The organism is Nonomuraea spiralis (assembly GCF_014648435.1).
GTDB lineage: Bacteria > Actinomycetota > Actinomycetes > Streptosporangiales > Streptosporangiaceae > Nonomuraea > Nonomuraea spiralis.
The window spans coordinates 392,022-408,442 of the sequence record NZ_BMRC01000010.1 but is presented as its reverse complement, the minus strand read 5'-3'; the positions used below and the strand labels follow the sequence as shown (position 1 = coordinate 408,442).

At 73.4% G+C, this 16,421-nt stretch carries 17 protein-coding genes; 13 read left to right on the top strand and 4 right to left on the bottom strand.

The genetic code is table 11. From position 1 onward, the window contains the following. Positions 1–11 precede the first annotated feature (11 nt). The 8 genes from IEZ27_RS26355 to IEZ27_RS26315 all read left to right on the top strand — a co-directional run bounded on the left by IEZ27_RS26355 (position 12) and on the right by IEZ27_RS26315 (position 8,364). Positions 12–896, top strand: coding sequence for a complex I subunit 1 family protein (locus IEZ27_RS26355; RefSeq protein WP_189649680.1), 885 nt, complete (start codon positions 12–14; stop codon positions 894–896). Then, on the top strand, positions 893–1,474 hold the full coding sequence (locus tag IEZ27_RS26350) for an NADH-quinone oxidoreductase subunit J (protein ID WP_229824346.1): 582 nt from the start codon (positions 893–895) through the stop codon (positions 1,472–1,474). Before IEZ27_RS26355 ends, IEZ27_RS26350 begins: the two co-directional genes overlap by 4 nt. Then, on the top strand, positions 1,471–1,776 hold the full coding sequence (gene nuoK, locus IEZ27_RS26345; protein ID WP_189649679.1) for an NADH-quinone oxidoreductase subunit NuoK: 306 nt from the start codon (positions 1,471–1,473) through the stop codon (positions 1,774–1,776). Before IEZ27_RS26350 ends, nuoK begins: the two co-directional genes overlap by 4 nt. Continuing rightward, entirely contained in the window at positions 1,773–3,623 is a 1,851-nt protein-coding gene (locus tag IEZ27_RS26340) for an NADH-quinone oxidoreductase subunit 5 family protein (RefSeq protein WP_189649678.1), read from the top strand. The genes nuoK and IEZ27_RS26340 overlap by 4 nt, the downstream gene beginning before the upstream one ends. Further along, positions 3,620–5,083 (top strand): complex I subunit 4 family protein, encoded by a 1,464-nt coding sequence (locus IEZ27_RS26335; protein WP_229824345.1) that lies wholly within the window; start codon positions 3,620–3,622, stop codon positions 5,081–5,083. Before IEZ27_RS26340 ends, IEZ27_RS26335 begins: the two co-directional genes overlap by 4 nt. Continuing rightward, positions 5,080–6,798 (top strand): NADH-quinone oxidoreductase subunit N, encoded by a 1,719-nt coding sequence (locus tag IEZ27_RS54130; protein ID WP_446686178.1) that lies wholly within the window; start codon positions 5,080–5,082, stop codon positions 6,796–6,798. Before IEZ27_RS26335 ends, IEZ27_RS54130 begins: the two co-directional genes overlap by 4 nt. 80 nt (positions 6,799–6,878) lie before the next feature. Next, entirely contained in the window at positions 6,879–7,829 is a 951-nt protein-coding gene (locus tag IEZ27_RS26320) for a helix-turn-helix transcriptional regulator (RefSeq protein ID WP_189649677.1), read from the top strand. 100 nt (positions 7,830–7,929) lie between these two features. Beyond that, positions 7,930–8,364 carry a ClpX C4-type zinc finger protein gene (locus tag IEZ27_RS26315; protein WP_189649676.1) on the top strand — a complete coding sequence of 145 codons (435 nt, stop codon included), beginning with the start codon at positions 7,930–7,932 and terminating at the stop codon, positions 8,362–8,364. A 4-nt stretch (positions 8,365–8,368) separates the two neighbouring features. Here IEZ27_RS26315 and IEZ27_RS26310 read toward each other — a convergent pair whose 3' ends face one another. Next, entirely contained in the window at positions 8,369–9,064 is a 696-nt protein-coding gene (locus IEZ27_RS26310) for a TetR/AcrR family transcriptional regulator (protein WP_189649675.1), read from the bottom strand. A gap of 26 nt (positions 9,065–9,090) precedes the next feature. Beyond that, positions 9,091–10,380, bottom strand: a complete 1,290-nt coding sequence (locus IEZ27_RS26305; RefSeq protein WP_229824344.1) for a cytochrome P450 — start codon at positions 10,378–10,380, stop codon at positions 9,091–9,093. A 196-nt stretch (positions 10,381–10,576) separates the two neighbouring features. Here IEZ27_RS26305 and IEZ27_RS26300 point away from each other — a divergent pair, with 196 nt between their 5' ends. Then, positions 10,577–11,473: a cation diffusion facilitator family transporter gene (locus tag IEZ27_RS26300; RefSeq protein ID WP_229824343.1), complete on the top strand. Its 897-nt coding sequence runs from the start codon at positions 10,577–10,579 to the stop codon at positions 11,471–11,473. On the opposite strand, the gene IEZ27_RS26295 is transcribed toward IEZ27_RS26300, so the two are convergent. Together IEZ27_RS26295 and IEZ27_RS26290 are read right to left on the bottom strand one after the other, a co-directional pair. Next, on the bottom strand, positions 11,458–12,714 hold the full coding sequence (locus tag IEZ27_RS26295; protein WP_189649673.1) for a DUF3500 domain-containing protein: 1,257 nt from the start codon (positions 12,712–12,714) through the stop codon (positions 11,458–11,460). The genes IEZ27_RS26300 and IEZ27_RS26295 overlap by 16 nt on opposite strands. A 19-nt stretch (positions 12,715–12,733) precedes the next feature. Then, positions 12,734–13,441: a FadR/GntR family transcriptional regulator gene (locus tag IEZ27_RS26290; RefSeq protein ID WP_189649672.1), complete on the bottom strand. Its 708-nt coding sequence runs from the start codon at positions 13,439–13,441 to the stop codon at positions 12,734–12,736. Between the two features lie 65 nt (positions 13,442–13,506). On the opposite strand from IEZ27_RS26290, the gene IEZ27_RS26285 reads away from it, so the two are divergent. The 4 genes from IEZ27_RS26285 (at position 13,507) to IEZ27_RS26270 (ending at position 16,421) form a co-directional block, all read left to right on the top strand. Beyond that, on the top strand, positions 13,507–14,370 hold the full coding sequence (locus IEZ27_RS26285; protein ID WP_189649671.1) for a fumarylacetoacetate hydrolase family protein: 864 nt from the start codon (positions 13,507–13,509) through the stop codon (positions 14,368–14,370). Between the two features lie 85 nt (positions 14,371–14,455). After that, on the top strand, positions 14,456–15,016 hold the full coding sequence (locus IEZ27_RS26280; protein WP_189649670.1) for a dihydrofolate reductase family protein: 561 nt from the start codon (positions 14,456–14,458) through the stop codon (positions 15,014–15,016). 19 nt (positions 15,017–15,035) lie between these two features. Further along, complete coding sequence (locus IEZ27_RS26275) at positions 15,036–15,374, top strand: YciI family protein (RefSeq protein WP_189649669.1); 339 nt, start codon at positions 15,036–15,038, stop codon at positions 15,372–15,374. Positions 15,375–15,377: 3 nt separating this feature from the next. Then, the gene (locus tag IEZ27_RS26270; RefSeq protein WP_189649668.1) at positions 15,378–16,421 is read left to right on the top strand and encodes an RNA polymerase sigma factor; all 1,044 of its coding nucleotides are present in this window, start codon (positions 15,378–15,380) and stop codon (positions 16,419–16,421) included.

Here is a 16,421-nt window from a genome sequence, read left to right as displayed (position 1 = left end):
GGTGGTGGGCTGTGTCTGAGGGTGCGCTGCTGGTGCTGCCGTTGGTGCTCGGGGTGCTGGGGGGTGTGGCCGCGTGTTCGGACGCCGCGCTGGGTGGCGGTGGGGTGGGGGCGCCGTTCGGGGAGGTCGCCCGGCTGCTCGTCCAGCAGCGGCGGCGCACGTACCTGGCGGACCGGTTGCTCCTGCGCGTCGGGGTGGGCAGCCTGCTCGTCGCGCCGGTGCTGGCGGCGATCGTGATCCCGCTGGGCGCGGCGCCCGTGGCGGATCCGGCCGTGGGCGTCGTCTGGTTCAACGCTATGGAGGTGTGCGTCTGGGGCTCGCTCTGGCTCGTCGGGTGGTCGGTCAACTCGGTGTTCCCGCTGGTCGGCGCGTACCGCTTCGTCGCCCAGGGGCTGGCCTACGAGCTGCCGCACATGTTCGCGCTGATCACCGTGGCGCTCGGCGCGGGCTCGTTGCGGATGAGCGACATCGTGCAGGCCCAGCAGGGGCTCTGGTTCGTGGTCTGGATGCCGCTCGCCTTCCTGGTGTACCTGGTCTCCGCGCTGGCGATGGCGTTCTGGGGGCCGATGAGCGCGCCGCTGGGCGCCGACGCCGCCGGGGGCGTGCAGGCCGAGCTCGCGGGGCTCGACCGGCTGTTCTTCCGCGCGGGCCGCTACGCGCTCCTCGTGATCGCGGCCGGGGCGGCCGTGCCGCTGTTCCTGGGCGGCGACGCGGGCCCGCTGTTGCCCGGCCCGCTGTGGGTGCTGGTCAAGACGCTGGCCGTGCTCGCGCTGCTGGTGTGGGTACGGCACCGCGTCCCGGCCGTCAGGATGGACCGCTTCACGCAGGCGTCCTGGCTGGTGCTGATCCCGCTGTCGCTGCTCCAACTGCTCGTCGTCGGGATCGTGGTGTTGTGACCGCCGTCGTGTTCTGGGCCCTGGCCGTCGTCTCCGTGGCGGCCGGGATCGCGGTGTTCGTCGTCGACTCGATGGCGCGGGCGACGTTCGCGCTGCTCGCCTCGCTGCTGGCGGTCGGGGCGGCGTTCCTGCTCATCGACCTCGAATACCTCGGCGTCCTGATCGTCCTGATGATGGTCATGGAGATGCTGGTCATGGCCGTTTTCATGATCATGTACATGATGAACCCGGCGGGGCTCATGCCGATGAGGATGGTCCACAACAACCGGGCCGCGCTGGTCATCTCGGGGGCCGTCTTCGTCCTGCTCGCGGCCGGGATCTTCGGTACGTCCTGGCCGTCGCGCCGCGGCCGGCCGCCCGCCGATCCGGCGCACGCGCTCGGCCTGGCGATCATGGGGCCGAAGATGCTCGTCATGATGGTCGTCGGCGTGGCCATCCTCGCCACGATGATCTCCACCGTCGTGCTCGCCACCCATCGGGGCCGCTACGACCGCTACGGCGACGACCTCAAGCGCGGCCGGCCGCTCGACCCGGGCCCGGAGCCCGCCGCCGAAGACGGACGGGAGCAGCCGCGATGACGCTCGAGGCCTTCCTCCTGCCGGCCGCCGCGCTGTTCGCCGTCGGCCTGTACGGCGTGCTCTCCCAGCAGTCGATCGTGATGCTGATGATGGGCCTGGAGCTGATGATCAACGGGTTGATCGTGGCCGGCGGGGCGTTCTGGTACTTCACGGCCCCCGCGTCCGCCGACGGTCAGGTCCTCGTCCTGGTGGTGGTCACGGTGATGGCCCTGGAGATGGCGATGGGCTTCGCCGTCGTCACCGCGCTCTTCCGCGCGCGGGAGGTGGACACGACCGACGACGCGCAGGACCTGAAGGGATGAACCCGCTCGCCGTGTTGCTGCCCGCGCTGCCGGCCGTCGCGGGCGGGGCGCTGGTCGTCCTGCGGCGGACCGCGTCCGCGCCCGTGCTCGCCCTCGTCGTCGCGGTGGCGACGGTGGCCCTGGCGGTGCTGGCCGCGATCGAACGTCCGGCCGTGACGTTCGAGTTGTTCGCGGGCTTCGAGGCGGGGCTCGCCGTCGACGGGCTCTCGGCGGTCATGGTGCTCACCGTGTCGGTGATCGCGCTGGCGGTCCTCGTCTTCGCCGCGGGCGAGATCCGCGAGTCCACGGGCCGGTTCTTCGGCCTGATGCTGATCTTCGTGGGCGCGATGCTGGTCACCGTCACCGCCACGGACCTCGTCCTGCTGCTGATGGGCTGGGAGGTCATGGGCGCCATGTCGTACGCGCTCATCGGCTTCTGGTGGCGCGACCGGGACCGGGTGCGGTCGGGCACGATCGCGTTCGTCACCACCCGTACCGGTGACATGGGGTTGTACCTGGCGGCCGGTTGCGCCGTCGCGGGCACCGGCTCCCTGGGGCTGCCCGGTCTGACGTCCGCCGGGAGCCCGTGGCTGCACCTCGTCGCGGCCGGGCTGGTGGCCGCCGCCCTGGGCAAGTCGGCGCAACTGCCGTTCTCCTTCTGGCTCTCGCGGGCGATGGCGGGCCCGAGCCCGGTCTCGGCGCTGCTGCACTCGGCCACGATGGTGGCGGCGGGCGCCTACCTGCTCCTGCGTACGCACGCCGTGCTGGCGGCGACGGGCTGGGCCTCGGCCCTGGTGGCCTGGACCGGCGCGCTGACCGCCCTGCTGCTCGGCGCGGTCGCGATCGCACAGCGCGACCTCAAGCAGCTCCTGGCCGCCTCCACCTGCGCGCAGCTCGGGTTCATGGTGCTGGCCGCCGGGGTCTCCGCGGTCGCCGGGGGGACGGCCCACCTGGTCGCGCACGCTTCGGTCAAGAGCCTGCTGTTCCTGGGGGCCGGGGCCTGGCTGACCGCCCTCGGGACCGAGCGGTTGCGCGGGCTCGGGGGCGCGGCGCGGCGGTATCGGCTGGTCGGGGTCACGTTCGGGATCGGCGGGTTGTCGCTGGCGGGGGTGCCGCCGTTGTCGTTGTGGGTGACGAAGGACGCGGTGCTCGCCGGGGTGGCCGATCCCGCGCTGCGGGTGGTGGCGCTGGTGGCGGGCGTGTTGTCGGCCGCGTACGCCACCAAGGCGGTCCTCGCCGTCTGGCGACCGGCCCCGCGGCGTCCCGAGACGGCCCCGCCGGGGCTGCTGGAACGGCTGCCGCTGCCCCCGCTCGCGCTGCTCGCCGCCCTGTCGGGGGTCGTCGGGATCCCGTTCCTGTACGACGCCTGGACCCGGCTGCTCGGCGTACCGGGACCGGCTCCCGAGGCGGGCGAGCTGGCCGTGACGGGCCTGTCGGCACTGGCCACGGCGCTTGCCACCGCCCTCCTGACGACCCGCGCCCGTCTCCGCCGCAGCACCGAGCCTGAGGGGGGCACTAGCCCAGGATGGAGGGGGGCGTTCCTGGGCGGGTGGTTGGGGCTGGAGCCGTTCGCAGAGGGTGTCGTCTGGCGGCCCCTGACGGCGGTGGCCAGGGCGCTGGCGCGTTTCGACGACGTGGTGATCGACGGCGCCGTACGAGCCGTGCCGCGCCTGGGCATGGCCATGGCCAGACGCGCCCGGTCCCCCTTCGAGACCGGCGTGGACGGCGTCGTACGAGGCACGGCCGCGCTCGCCGGACGGCTCGGCGCGCTGGCCAGGAAGCCGCAGACCGGCCAGGTCCACACCTATCTCGCCCAGGCGACGGTGGCCGCCGTCCTGCTGGCCGTCGTGATCGTGCTGGTGAGGTGATCGTGCTCTCGACGGCCGTCTTCCTGCCGCTCCTGGCCGCCGCGCTGCTGGCGGTGCCGAGGTTGCCCGCCCGCTGGATCTGGACCGCCGCCTCGGCCGCCGACCTGGCGCTGGTCGTGATCATGTGGGTGCGGTACGACGGCGGCATCGGCCACGAGGAACGCCTGCGCTGGATCCCCTCACTCGGCGCCGGTTACCACGTCGGCGTCGACGGCCTGTCACTGCCGCTGATCGCGCTCACCGCCGTGCTCTTCCTCGCCTGCGCCGTCTACTCGCTGAACCAGCCGGAGCGCCCGAGGACGTACGCCGCGCTCTTCCTGTTCCTGCAGACGGTCTCCACCGGCCTGTTCGCCGCGCTGGACCTCCTGCTGTTCTTCGTCTTCTTCGACCTGTCGATCGTCGGCATGTACTTCGTGATCGTCGGCTGGGGCCACGGCGACCGGGCCAGGTCGGCGCTGACGTTCTTCCTCTACACCTTCCTCGGCTCCCTCGCCCTCCTGCTCGGCTTCATCGGCCTCTACCTCGGCGGCCACCCGCGCACCTTCGACATCGTCGAGCTCACCGCGCGCCCGCCGCAGGCGGGAGCCTTGGTGCTGCTGGCCGTCGGCGTCGGGTTCGCGGTCAAGACGCCGACCGTGCCCTTCCACACCTGGCTGCCCCCGGCCCACACCGACGCGCCCGCGGCCGGATCGGCCGTCCTGGCGGGCGTCCTGCTCAAGATGGGCACGTACGGCTTCGCCAGGATCGCCATGCCCCTCCTCCCCGGCCCGTGGCGGCAGTACGCATGGGTGATCATCGTCGTCGGCGTGGCCGGCGTCCTGTACGGCGCCCTGGTCGCGCTCGCGCAGCAGAACATCAAGCGGCTGATCGCCTACACCTCCGTCAACCACATGGGCTACATCGTGCTGGCCCTGGGCGCCGCCGGGCTCGCGGCGGGCGAGGCCGGCGCCAGGCGGCTCGCGGTCACCGGCGCGGTCACCCAGATGGTCAGCCACGGCCTGGTCACCGGCGCGCTGTTCCTGCTCACCGGCATCCTCTGGGACCGGGCGCGCAGCTACGACCTCGACCGGTTCGGCGGGATCGCGGCGACCGCCCGGACGTTCACCCTGATGACGGCCGTGGCGGTCTTCGCCTCGCTGGGCCTGCCGGGGTTGTCCGGCTTCATCGCCGAGTTCCAGATCTTCGCGGGCGTGATCGGGACCGGCGTGCCGGGGGCGGTGGTGGCCGGCGCGCTGAGCGTCGCCGGCATCCTCATCACCGCCGCGCTGCTGCTCCGGATGCTCCAGAAGGCGTTTCTCGGCCCGCCGGGCGAGCTGCGCGTCTCCGAGGCCGTGCCGCGCGAGACCGCCTCGATCGCCCCGCTGCTCGTGTTGTCGCTGGCCATCGGCCTCGCGCCGCGCTGGCTGCTCGACCTCGTCGAACCGTTCTCCGCGGCGCTCGTGACCCTGGTGAGCCGATGACCGGCATGGCCGACAACCCCGCCGACCTGCTGCCCGAACTGCTTCTCCTGGCCGGGGCGGTCGGCGGGCTGCTGGCCGGGCTCTTCCTGCCGCGGGACCGGCAACGGCTGGTCGCGTGGATCTGCGGGCTCGCGCTCGCGGGGGCGCTGGCCGCGACGGCGGTCGCGGCGTTCCGCCCGGACACGATGGCCTTCGAGGCGTTCTCGGTGGACCTGCTGACCCACGTCGCCAGGGCCACGGTCATCGTGGCGACGCTGCTGGTCGTCGTCCTGGCGGGCGGGTGGGCCAGGGGGCGGCGTCGTGAGGCCGAGATCTATGTGCTCGTCCTGCTCGCCGCGCTCGGCGCGATCATGCTGGCGGGGGCCGCCGACCTGCTCGTCCTGGTCGCGGCGTACCTGCTGGCGAGCATCCCGGCGTACGCGCTGGCCGGGTTCGCCAAGGACGGGCCGGGCGTCGAGGCCGCGCTCAAGTACTACCTGATGGGCGCCTTCCTCGGCGTGCTCATGCTGGCGGGCGTCACGCTGTTCTACGGCCTGGCGGGCACGACGGCCTACCAGGGGCTCGGTCAGGCGCGCGGCGGGGCGGCCGGGCTCGCCGTGGTGCTCCTGCTGGCCGGGTTGTTGTTCAAGGCCGGCGGCGTGCCCGCGCACTTCTGGGTGCCGGACGTGACCGAGGGCGCCTCGCGGGTGGTCGCGGCCTTCGTCACCACCGTCCCCAAGGCCGGCGCGTTCGTCGCCCTGCTGCGCGTGGCCGCCGAGGTGTTCGCCGGGCTCGACGTCGGCTGGCGGCCGCTGGTCGCGATCGTGGCGGCGGCGACCATGACGCTGGGCAACCTGGCCGCCTTCCACCAGGACAACGTCCGCCGGCTGCTGGCGTACTCGACGGTCAGCCAGGCCGGGTACCTGCTCGTTCCCGTCGCCATGGCCGGGGGGAGCGAGCTGGCCGGACCGGCGCTGCTGTTCTACGTGGCCGCGTACGCGATCACGAACGTCGGCGCCTTCGCCGTGGTCGTCGCCGTCGGGAGGGAGTCGCTCGCCGGGTACGCCGGGTTGTCGCGCGGCTCGCCCGTGTTGTTCCTCGCGCTGGTGGTCTGCCTGCTCGGGCTGGTCGGCACCCCGCCCACGGCGGTCTTCGTCGGCAAGGTGCTCGTCTTCGCCGCCGCCTGGGACGCCGGTTACGCCTGGCTGGCGGCGCTGGCCGCGATCAACACCGTGGCCGGCGTGTTCTACTATCTCCGCTGGATCCGGCCGGCCCTGCGGCCCGGCGAGCCGGTCACCGCCGCCCGTCCGGCGGCGGTGGTCGCGTGCGTGGCCGCCGCCCTCTCGCTCGTGCTCGGTCTGGGCAGCGGCCTCGTCCTCCTCCTCCGGCCGGGCGTCCCGGCCGTCCCGGCCGTACGGTCAGGAACGCCAGCTCACCACCCGGTCGGCCTCGCAGCCGGCGTCCTCGATCGCGGCCACGACGAAGCTCTCCTCCACCGGCCCGTCGGTGAGCACGCTCACCCGGCCGTCCGCCAGGTTCACGTCGACGCCGACCACTCCCGGGATCAGGGCCAGCTCGCGCTTCACCGCCTCGACGCATTTTGCACAGCTGCCGGTGTTCAGTCCGGTGACGTCGTAGGTGACGAGGCTGTGGACAAGCGTGATCATGGTCTCCTCCGAAGTGCGGTACAGGGGTTGGGTATGGCCGCGTCATGGCTGGGCCGTACCCTTTTCTGAGCTTGCCGGATGGCACGCGGCGATGACAGCAGGTGGGGCTTCCGCTTCCCGCCATGGCGGGAAGCGGACAGGGGAGTGGCGTGAGCGAGGAGACCATGGCGCGGCAGGTGTACGCGCGCATGCGGCGGCACCGTGAGTCGTTCGGCGAGGCCGCCGTCGGCCTGGGGTTGCGCGGGGCGGAGATCGAACGGGCCAGGGACCGGCTGGTCAAACTGGGCCTGCTCAACCCGGGCGCCGAGATCGCCGTGGACGCCATGGCGGCGCTCAACCGCATGCTGCTGGGCGGCGAGGAGCTGCTCGGGATGCTCGCCGAGCAGCGGGCCGCGTCGAGGGAGCTCACCGAGCACTACCTGCGGCTGGACGGCGACCCCCAGGACGCCCGGGTGGAGTTCTTCCCCCGCTCGCAGGTGGAGCCCCTGCGCGTGAAGCTGCGCGTGGCGACCGCGCGGGCCCGTACGGAGATCATGGCCATGCACATGCCGCACGCCTGGGAGGCGGACCGGCTGGCGCATTCGCGCGCCGAGGACACCGACGCGGCGGCGCGCGGGCTGCGGGTGCGGATCATGCACGCCCAGAGCCAGCTCGCCCAGCCGCTCCTGCGCGAGCACGTCCATGGCCTGCTGGGAGCCGGGGTCGAGGTACGGACCATGCCCTTCGTCCCGGTACGGCTGATCATGGTGGACCGGGAGCTGCTGGTGGTCGAGGTGATGCCCGGCGACCTCATGGCGGGCGCGATGCTCATCGAGGGCAGCGGACTGGTCGCCTCCTACGCCGCCCTGTTCGACTACTGCTGGATGACCGCCTCCGAACCGGGCGACGTGCCCAGGGCGGCCGACGGCGACGAGCTGACCGAGCAGCAGCGGGCCGTGCTGCGCCTGCTGGCCACGGGCGCGAAGGACGACGCCATCGCGCGCGCCCTCGGCGTCTCGAACCGTACGGTGACGAGGGTCGTGGCCGAGCTGACCGCCCTGCTCGACGCGGGCAGCCGTTTCCAGGCGGGCGTCCGCGCGGCCAAGCTCGGCTGGACCTGAGGCCGGGGCGTCGCCGGGACCGCTCCTGGTCGTCAAGCTCGGGCTGACAGAACGGTCATGGGATGATCGGCGGGTGACACGAAGCAGACGTAGGCGGCCCGTGGGCCCGACCGACGGCCTGGCGACCCGCTGCTCGTTCTGCGGCAAGCCCTACGCCGAGGCCGGCCGGGTGGTCGCGGGCCCCGGTGTCTACATCTGCGACGCCTGCGTGGAGTTGTGCAACCAGATCATCGCCGACTCCCCGGCCCGGCCGGACGACGTTCCGCGGCCCGTCCACCGCGGCCCCGATCCCCGCACTGACGAGTACCTGGTCAGCATGTCCGACGAGGACATGCTGACCATGTTGCCCCGCCAGGCCCTCACCGTGGAGCAGGCCGAACGCGACCTGCGCGCGTGGGTACGGCTGCTGCGGGAGCGCGGCGTGACCTGGGCCAGGATCGGCGAGGCCCTCGGCGTGTCCCGCCAGGCCGCATGGGACCGGTTCGCCGCCGACGTCGCGGACGCCGCCGATGCCGCGGACGGCGGCTGGGCCTGACCGGTCAGCCGCCTGAATGGTCCGGATGGTCCGGACGGCCCGGGTGGTCGAGGCCGGCCGCGAGCTGGCTGATCGCCGCGTCGATCTGCCGTCCGAGCAGCGCCGCGTCCGGCGGACGCCCGGAGTCCGCGGTCTGCCGCAACCACTGGTCGAGGACGACGCGCAGCGCCGTCAGGGCGGCCGCCGCGCACAGCAGGGGATAGCCGGAGTCGCCGGGCCGGCCGGGCGCGGGCAGCCCGGCGTGCTCGGCGATCGCCTCGGCCAGGGCCTTCTCCTGGGCGGCGAGCACGGCGAGCTGCTGGGGCACCAGCGTGGGCGCCGAACGGACGAGCTGCAACGCCCTGACGTGGTCGCGCCCGGCGGCGTCGCTCTCGTTCATGACGGCCAGCACGGCCTCGCGGAACGCCACCAGGACGCTCTCCGTCCGCGGTCGGGCCCGGAACCGGGCGATGAGCTCCTGGGCGGCGGCGGCCAGCGAGGCCACGACCGCCTCCTCCTTGCTGGAGAAGTAGTTGAAGAACGTGCGCAGCGCGATGTCGGCCTCGCCGGCGATCTGCTCGACGGTCACGTTCTCCACGCCGTGGCTCAGCGACAGGCGGAGCGCGGCCTCCCGCAGCGCGGCGCGGGTGGCCTGCTTCTTGCGTTCGCGCCGCCCCACGACGGGCGTGGGCCGGACCATTGCCGTCTCCTCCTTCACCACGGTCCTCATTATGGGGGCCCGGCAGCTCAGGCCCAGGCGACCGGCAGGGAGTGGACGCCGAAGATGAGCATCTCGTCGCGCAGCGGCACCTGTTCGACCGGCACGGCCAGGCGCAGGCCGGGCAGGCGCGTGATCAGCTCGCGCAGGCCGGCCTGCATCTCGACGCGGGCGAGCTGCTGGCCCAGGCACTGGTGCACGCCGTGCCCGAAGGCCAGGTGCGGGACGCGGGGGCGGTGCACGTCGAACAGGTCGGCGTCGGGCCAGTGGCGCGGGTCGCGGTTGACCTCGGGCGTGGCGATCACGACGGTCGCGCCGGCGGGGAGGTCGACGCCGTCCAGCGTGACGGGCTCGGTCGTGACCCGGCTGACGCCGAGCTGGATGATGCTCAGGTAGCGCAGCAGCTCCTCGACCGCGTTGTCGACGAGTGAGGGGTCCGCGCGCAGCGCGGCGAGCTGGCCGGGATGCTCCAGCAGGGCGAGGGCGCCCAGGCCCAGCATGTTGGCGGTGGTCTCGTGGCCGGCCCCGAGCAGGACGAGGGCGACGTCCACGAGCTGGGCGTCGGTCAGCGGCGGATCGGCGTCGTGGACGAGCCCCGACAGCAGGTCGTCGGCCGGTTCGGCGCGTTTGGCGGCCACCAGCCGCTGCATGAACGCGTACAGCTCGGCGCCCGCCACGGCCCGTTCCTCGGCGGTGGAGTTGGCGTTGAGCCCGACGGAGGTACGTTCCTGGAACTCGGCGCGGTCGGCGTAGTCGACGCCCAGCAGCTCGCAGATGATCAGCGAGGGCAGCGGCAGCGCGAACGCCGTCACGAGGTCGGCCCGCGTGCCGGCCGCCTTCATCGCCTCGATGTGCTCGACCGCGATCTCGGTGACCCGGGACTCCAGCTCGCGCATGCGCCGTACGGTGAACTGGCCGGTCAGCAGCCGCCGGATCCGGGTGTGCTCGGGCGGGTCCATGAAGACGAAGAAGCCGTCCTCACGGGTCTCGACGGCCGGGCCGGGCTTGAGGGTGCCGGCCGCCTGCTCGGCCACCTCGTGGGGCTGGAGCGACGTGGCCTCGCGGTGGCGGATCCGGTCGGCGCTGAAGCGGGCGTCCGACAACACGGCGCGGGCCTCGTCGAAGCCGGTCACCAGCCACGCCTGGGCGCCGTTCAGCAGATGCAGCGGCTGGACCGGGGCCCGGCCGCGGCGCGCCCGCAGGCCGGGCGGCGGGTCGAACGGGCAGCCGCCGCGCTCGACCAGGTCGGCGGGCAGGATCCGGCGCATCGCGGTCGGGGCGGCGCCGGGGGAGTCGTCGGTCAGGCTGCTGTCGCTCATCGGCACGTCCTGTTCTCTCGGTGGGCCGTTCCACCCTACAAAGATGCACAACGCGCATCAATGCACGTCGTGCACAGCAGAAGATCGACGTGTGGGCACGGGTCCACGGGGCAAAGGCACGCATCCGACTCGCACACCGGCACGGGAGGACCGCGATGACGCAGCAGCCTGCACGAGCACCGGCGGCGGGTACGGCGTGAGCGGCAAGGGTTCGCAGGAGGCGACCCTCGCGGCGCTGGCCGCCAACCTGGGGATCGCCGTCACCAAGTTCGTGGCGTTCTTCTTCACCGGCTCGTCCTCGATGCTCGCCGAGGGCATCCACTCCGTCGCCGACTCCGGCAACCAGGGGCTGTTGCTGCTCGGCCAGTCACGGTCCAAGCGCGGGCCCACGCCGGCCCACCCCTTCGGCTACGGCCGCGAACGCTACTTCTACGCCTTCCTGGTGTCGGTCGTGCTGTTCTTCGGCGGCGGCCTGTTCGCCCTGTACGAGGGCTACGAGAAGATCAGCGACCCGCACCCGCTGGAGAGCTGGCCGTGGGCCATCGGGGTGCTGGCCGGGGCGATCGTCATGGAGGGCCTGTCCCTGCGTACGGCGGTGCGCAACGCCGACCGGGTGCGCCGCGGCCGGTCGTGGACCCGCTACATCCGCGAGGCCAAGGCCCCCGAACTGCCCGTGGTCCTGCTGGAGGACACCGCCGCCCTGCTGGGGCTGGCCTTCGCCCTCATCGGGGTGACGCTCGCGCTGGTCACCGGCAACCCGGTCTACGACGGCATCGGCTCGATCGCCATCGGCGTGCTTCTGATCATCGTGGCCGTCACCCTGGCCACGGAGACCAAGAGCATGATCATCGGCGAGGCGGCCTCGCCGGAGATCCAGCGGGCCATCGAGCAGGCCCTGTGCGACGACGACGACGTCGCCTCCTACAGCCGGCTGCGCACCCTGCACCTGGGCCCGGAGGAACTGCTCGTGGCCGCCCGCGTCACCGTCGCCGACCAGGGGGACACGGTCGCCGAGGCGCTGGCCGAGACCGAACGGCGCATCCGCGAACGTGTCCCGATCTCGACCGTCGTCTACCTTCAGCCCGAGCCCTGACCCGGCGCCCGCCACTGCCGGACCCAAGCGCGGCCGTAGTCGTTGCCGTACGGCGTGCGCAGCACGGTGTGGACGTGGAACGGCTTGGGCGTGTCGTAGTCGAGGAACACGCCGCTGTGGTGGTCCAGCTCGGCGACGATCACCGGTGACTGCAGCCGGTAGTAGAAGACGTCCCCCGGCTCGTGGCCGCCGATCCAGCAGAACCAGGTCTCGTCGAGGTGTGCGGCGATCTCCCGCATCCGGGCGGCGCGCGGGCCCCGCGGCAGCGGCGCGACGAAGGACTCGGCGACGGCCAGCGCGTGCCGCCGGGCCCGCGCCGGCATGTCGGCGACCCGCAGCCCCTCGACCGGGATGACACGGTTGTCCTGGAACGCCCCTGCCAGGTGGCGTTCGTCCCCCGGGTGCACCCGGCCCTCGGGCATCGCGGGATCGACCATGCGCTCGTAGCGGACGGCCCGCCGCCGCAGCTCGCCGGGCAGGGCGGCCATCAGCCGCAGCCCGGCCGCGACCCGGTCGGCGAACAGGTCGCGCAGGCCGGCGTGCGGACCGGCGTCGATCTCGTCGGGCTCGGCGCCGAGGAACACCGGCGACAGCACCATGCGGCCCTCGACGACCAGGCAGTTGAGCGCGCAGTGGTGGCCGTAGAGCTGCCAGCCCCACGGAGCCCGCGGGTCGGGGGTGCCGTAGAGGGCGATGTTGTAGCTGAACTCGTTGAGGATGGTCTCCAGGCCGACGACCTGGCCGAGGAAGCCGTTGACCAGCATCGCCGAGCGGACCAGCCGGTAGCCCTCCGGCGAGAGCGAGGCGCGTACCAGGGCCAGCGCCTTCTCCCGGACGGCCGGCGGTCGCAGGTCCAGCCGCAGGCCGGTGTCGAACTGCATGAACTCCGGATTGGCCCAGGTCTGCCACTCCACGGCGGCCACCTCGTGACAGAGGCGGTCGCGGCCCTCGTCGTCGAGGGCGGAGAGCAGGTCGCGGGCCGCGTCCACCATGGCCGCGACCGGCGCCTCCTCGCCGGGCTCGGCGGGCGTCAGCGGGTACAGGTCCGGCCGCGGGACGCCGTCCGTGGTGACGCCGCGGAAGTCCGCGCCGTACAGCGGGGTCCAGCCCTCGATCAGGCCGCCGGTGAACGTGCCCGGCCTCCTGGCGTGCTCGCGGTAGGCGTAGGGGTCCAGGCCGCGTACGCCGGCCAGCCGCGGATGGTCGTACGGGAACAGGTACTGGCGGTACTCACCGGGCATGCGCGCCCCTTCGGCTCAGTCAGGTCGTGGTGTTGTGCCGGGCGACGGCGGCCCGGACCGCGCTCTCGTCGCCGGCGGCGATCGCCTCGACCAGGTCGGCGTGGACCTGGTAGCGCCCGGCGCGGTACGCGGCCCCGGCCGCGCCGTCGGGGCGGGCGGACGTCGCGCCCAGATGGCCCAGCGTGCCGGTGTAGACGGCGCGGGCCATGGCGTTCGGGCTGATCGCGGCGATGCGCTCGTGCAGGGCCCAGTTGGCGCGCATGAAGGCGTCCCAGCCGGCGGCGGCGCGCAGCCGCCGCAGCAGGGCGCGCAGGTCGGCGACGTCCCGGCGGGTGCGGTGGCGGGCGGCGCCGACGTCGATCAGCTCCTCCAGGTGGTCGCGCAGCTCGATGGCGTCGGCGACCGTGCCCGGCTCCTCCGTGACGCTCAGCAGCGTGTGCCGCAGCCGCACCACCGGCCCTCGGTCGGCGACGAACAGCCCGCCGCCGCGCCCCGGCCGGATCTCCAGCACGCCCCGGTCGCGCAGCAGCCGGACGGCCTCGCTGACCGTGGCGTAGCCGAGGCCGGTCTCGGCGCGCAGCGACTCCAGCGTGCCGACCGGCTCGCCGGGCGCCAGGCCCTGTGACCTGATCCGCTCGTCGAGCGCGGCGGCCAGCAGCTCGGCCCGGGTACGAGCCCCCCGCCCGACATCGGCCGGCGGTTGTCCGGACGCGGAGAGATGCGGCATAGTCCGAATCCAACCACAAAACCTGCGAACCTTTAGAAGGTTTGGCGGCCATGAGGAGATGGACGATGAGGATCGTCGGCATCCGCCGGGAGACCGGCGGCGTCGAGGTGGCCGCGCTGTCGGCCGACGGCGCCGAGGTCACCGTGCTGGCCACGCTTGAGCGGTTCTGGGCCGACGCGGCGGGCTTCCTGGACAGGGAACCGGCCGGTGAGAGCGTCCCGGCCGCGTCGGTCACCTTCGTGCCGCCGGTGTTGCCGGAGGCCCGGGTGATCTGCGTCGGGCTGAACTACCTCCGGCACGTCGCCGAGGGCTCGTTCGCCGGGGAGGGCGTGCCGCCGCACCCGACGTTGTTCGCCCGCTGGACGCGGTCGCTGACCGTGGGCGGTGTCCCGGTGCCCGTCCCCGCGGGCGAGGACGGCCTCGACTGGGAGGGCGAGGTGGTCGCGTACGTCGGCGCGCCGCTGGTGGACGCCGAGCCCGAGGAGGCCCTGGCCGCGGTGGCCGGCTACTCGGTCTTCAACGACCTCACCGCGCGCCGGGCGCAGAAGCTCACCAGCCAGTGGATCCTCGGCAAGAACGGCGACAGCTCCGGCCCGCTCGGCCCGCTGGTGCCCGCGTCCGAGGTCGGCGACCTGCGTGACGGGCTGCGGCTGCGGACCCAGGTGAACGGCGAGGTCGTCCAGGACGCGCGCACCGACGACATGGTCTACACCGTCGGCGACGTGCTGGCCCTCGTCTCGCGCACGTTCACGCTGCGGCCCGGCGACCTGCTGGCCACCGGCACGCCCGCGGGGGTCGGCTACGCCCGTACGCCGCCGTGGTTGCTGAAGCCGGGCGACGTCGTCGAGGTCGAGGCCGAACGCCTCGGCAGCGTACGCAACCCGATCGCCGGCAACGACGCGCGGGCGCTTCCCGTACCGGAGATGTGACGCGGATCACATCGATCGGCTGTCCCCGGGCGGCGTCCCCGGTCGTCCTCGGTCCGGAAACCCGCTCCCAGGAGGTACGAGGATCATGGGCAAGCTGATCGTCATGCAGTTCGTCTCGCTCGACGGCGTCATCGAGGACCCGGACGGCTCCGGTGGGACGCCGCAGGGCGGATGGGCCTTCCGGCACGGCCCCGAAGCCGTGGCCGGCGACAAGTTCGCGCTCGGTCCCGTGCTGGACACCGGCCTCATGCTGCTGGGCCGCCGCACCTGGCAACTCTTCTCGCGCATCTGGCCCTCCAGGACCGACGAGTTCTCGCAGCGGATGAACGCCATCCCCAAGCTCGTCGCCTCCCGCTCGCTCACGGACGCCGGCGCGTGGGCCAACTCCACCCTGCTCCGCGGCGACCTGGCCGAGGAGGTGGCCGAGCGCAAGCGCAGCCAGGACGTCGTGGTCACCGGCAGCGCCGGCGTCGTGGACGCCCTCGCGGCGCACGACCTGATCGACGAGTACCGGCTGATGGTGTTCCCGGTCGTGCTCGGGCAGGGCAGGCGCCTGTTCGACCGGCCCGAGCGGCTGACCCTCGTCTCGGCCGAACGGGTGGGCCAGGCCGTCCGCCTGGTCTACGGCCGCGATACTACGGCGTGACGACCCCGAGGAGGATCCCATGAGATACGCCCTGCTCATCAACGAGCGCCCCGGCGCCTACGACGGCCTCGACGACGACGAGCGCGCCGGCGTCAGCGCCCGGTACGCCGCGCTCATGGCCGACGAACGCATGATCGCCGGCGAACGGCTGCAACCGGCCGCCACCGCGACCACCGTCCGCATGGACGGCGGCGGCCTGCTGGTGACCGACGGGCCGTTCGCCGATACCAAGGAGATCCTGGGCGGGTTCTACATCGTGGAGGCGGCCGACCTCGACGAGGCACTCGAACTGGCGGCGGCGATCCCGGCCGTGCGGATGGGCGGGTCGGTGGAGGTGCGCCCGGTGGAGGTGCGGTAGCCGATGATCGGGCAGGTCTTCCGCGAGCATTGGGCACGGGTGCTCGCCGCCCTGGTGAGCTGGACCGGCGACCTGGACGTCGCCGAGGAGGCCGCGCAGGAGGCGTTCGCCGTCGCGGCCGAGCGGTGGCCGCGCGACGGCGTGCCGGCCGACCCGGTGGCCTGGCTGGTGGTGACCGGGCGCAACCGGGCCGTCGACCGGCTGCGCCGCGACCGCCGGCACGCCGAGAAGCTCCGGCTCCTGGACCACCCGATCGCCGGCCCGAGTGCGGAGGCGGACATGGACCGTTCGGAAATCCCCGACGAACGACTCGAACTCTTCTTCCTCTGCTGCCATCCCGCGCTGGCCCCCGAGGCCCAGGTCGCGCTCACCCTGCGGGCGCTCGGCGGGCTCTCGACGCCGCAGATCGCGCGGGCGTTCCTGGTGAGCGAGGAGACGATGAAACGCCGGTTGTCCCGGGCCCGGCACAAGATCCGGGCGGCCGGGATCCCGTTCGCGATCCCCCGCGCCGACCTGCTGCCGGGGCGCCTGGCGGCGGTGCTGGCGGTCCTGATGTTGCTGCACGACTCGCGGCGCGCGGCCCGCGTCCGCGACGGTGAGATCGTCCTGCTGGGGGAGCAGGACCGCGCGCTCTGGGACGCCGCCCAGATCCGGGAGGGGCGCGCGCTGCTCGGCCGCGCCGTCGCGCTCGGCGCCGCCGGTCCGTACGCCGTGCAGGCGGCCGTCGCCGACCTCCAGACCGAGCGGCCCATCGACTGGCCGGCCGTCGCTGCGCTCTACGGCCGGCTGCGCGAGCTGACCGGCTCGGCGGTCGTCGAGCTGAACCGGGCCGTGGCGGTCGCCGAGGTCGAGGGCCCCGGCGCGGCGCTGGCCGTCCTCGACGGGCTCCCCCTGGAGGACTACCGCTACTACCACTCCACCCGGGCCGACCTGCTGCGCCGCCTGCACGACACCGAAGGCGCCCGCGCGGCCTACCGCAGGGCGCTCGAACTCACCACCACCGAGGCCGAGCGCCGCTTCCTCACCCGCCGCCTCGCCGAGTTGTGA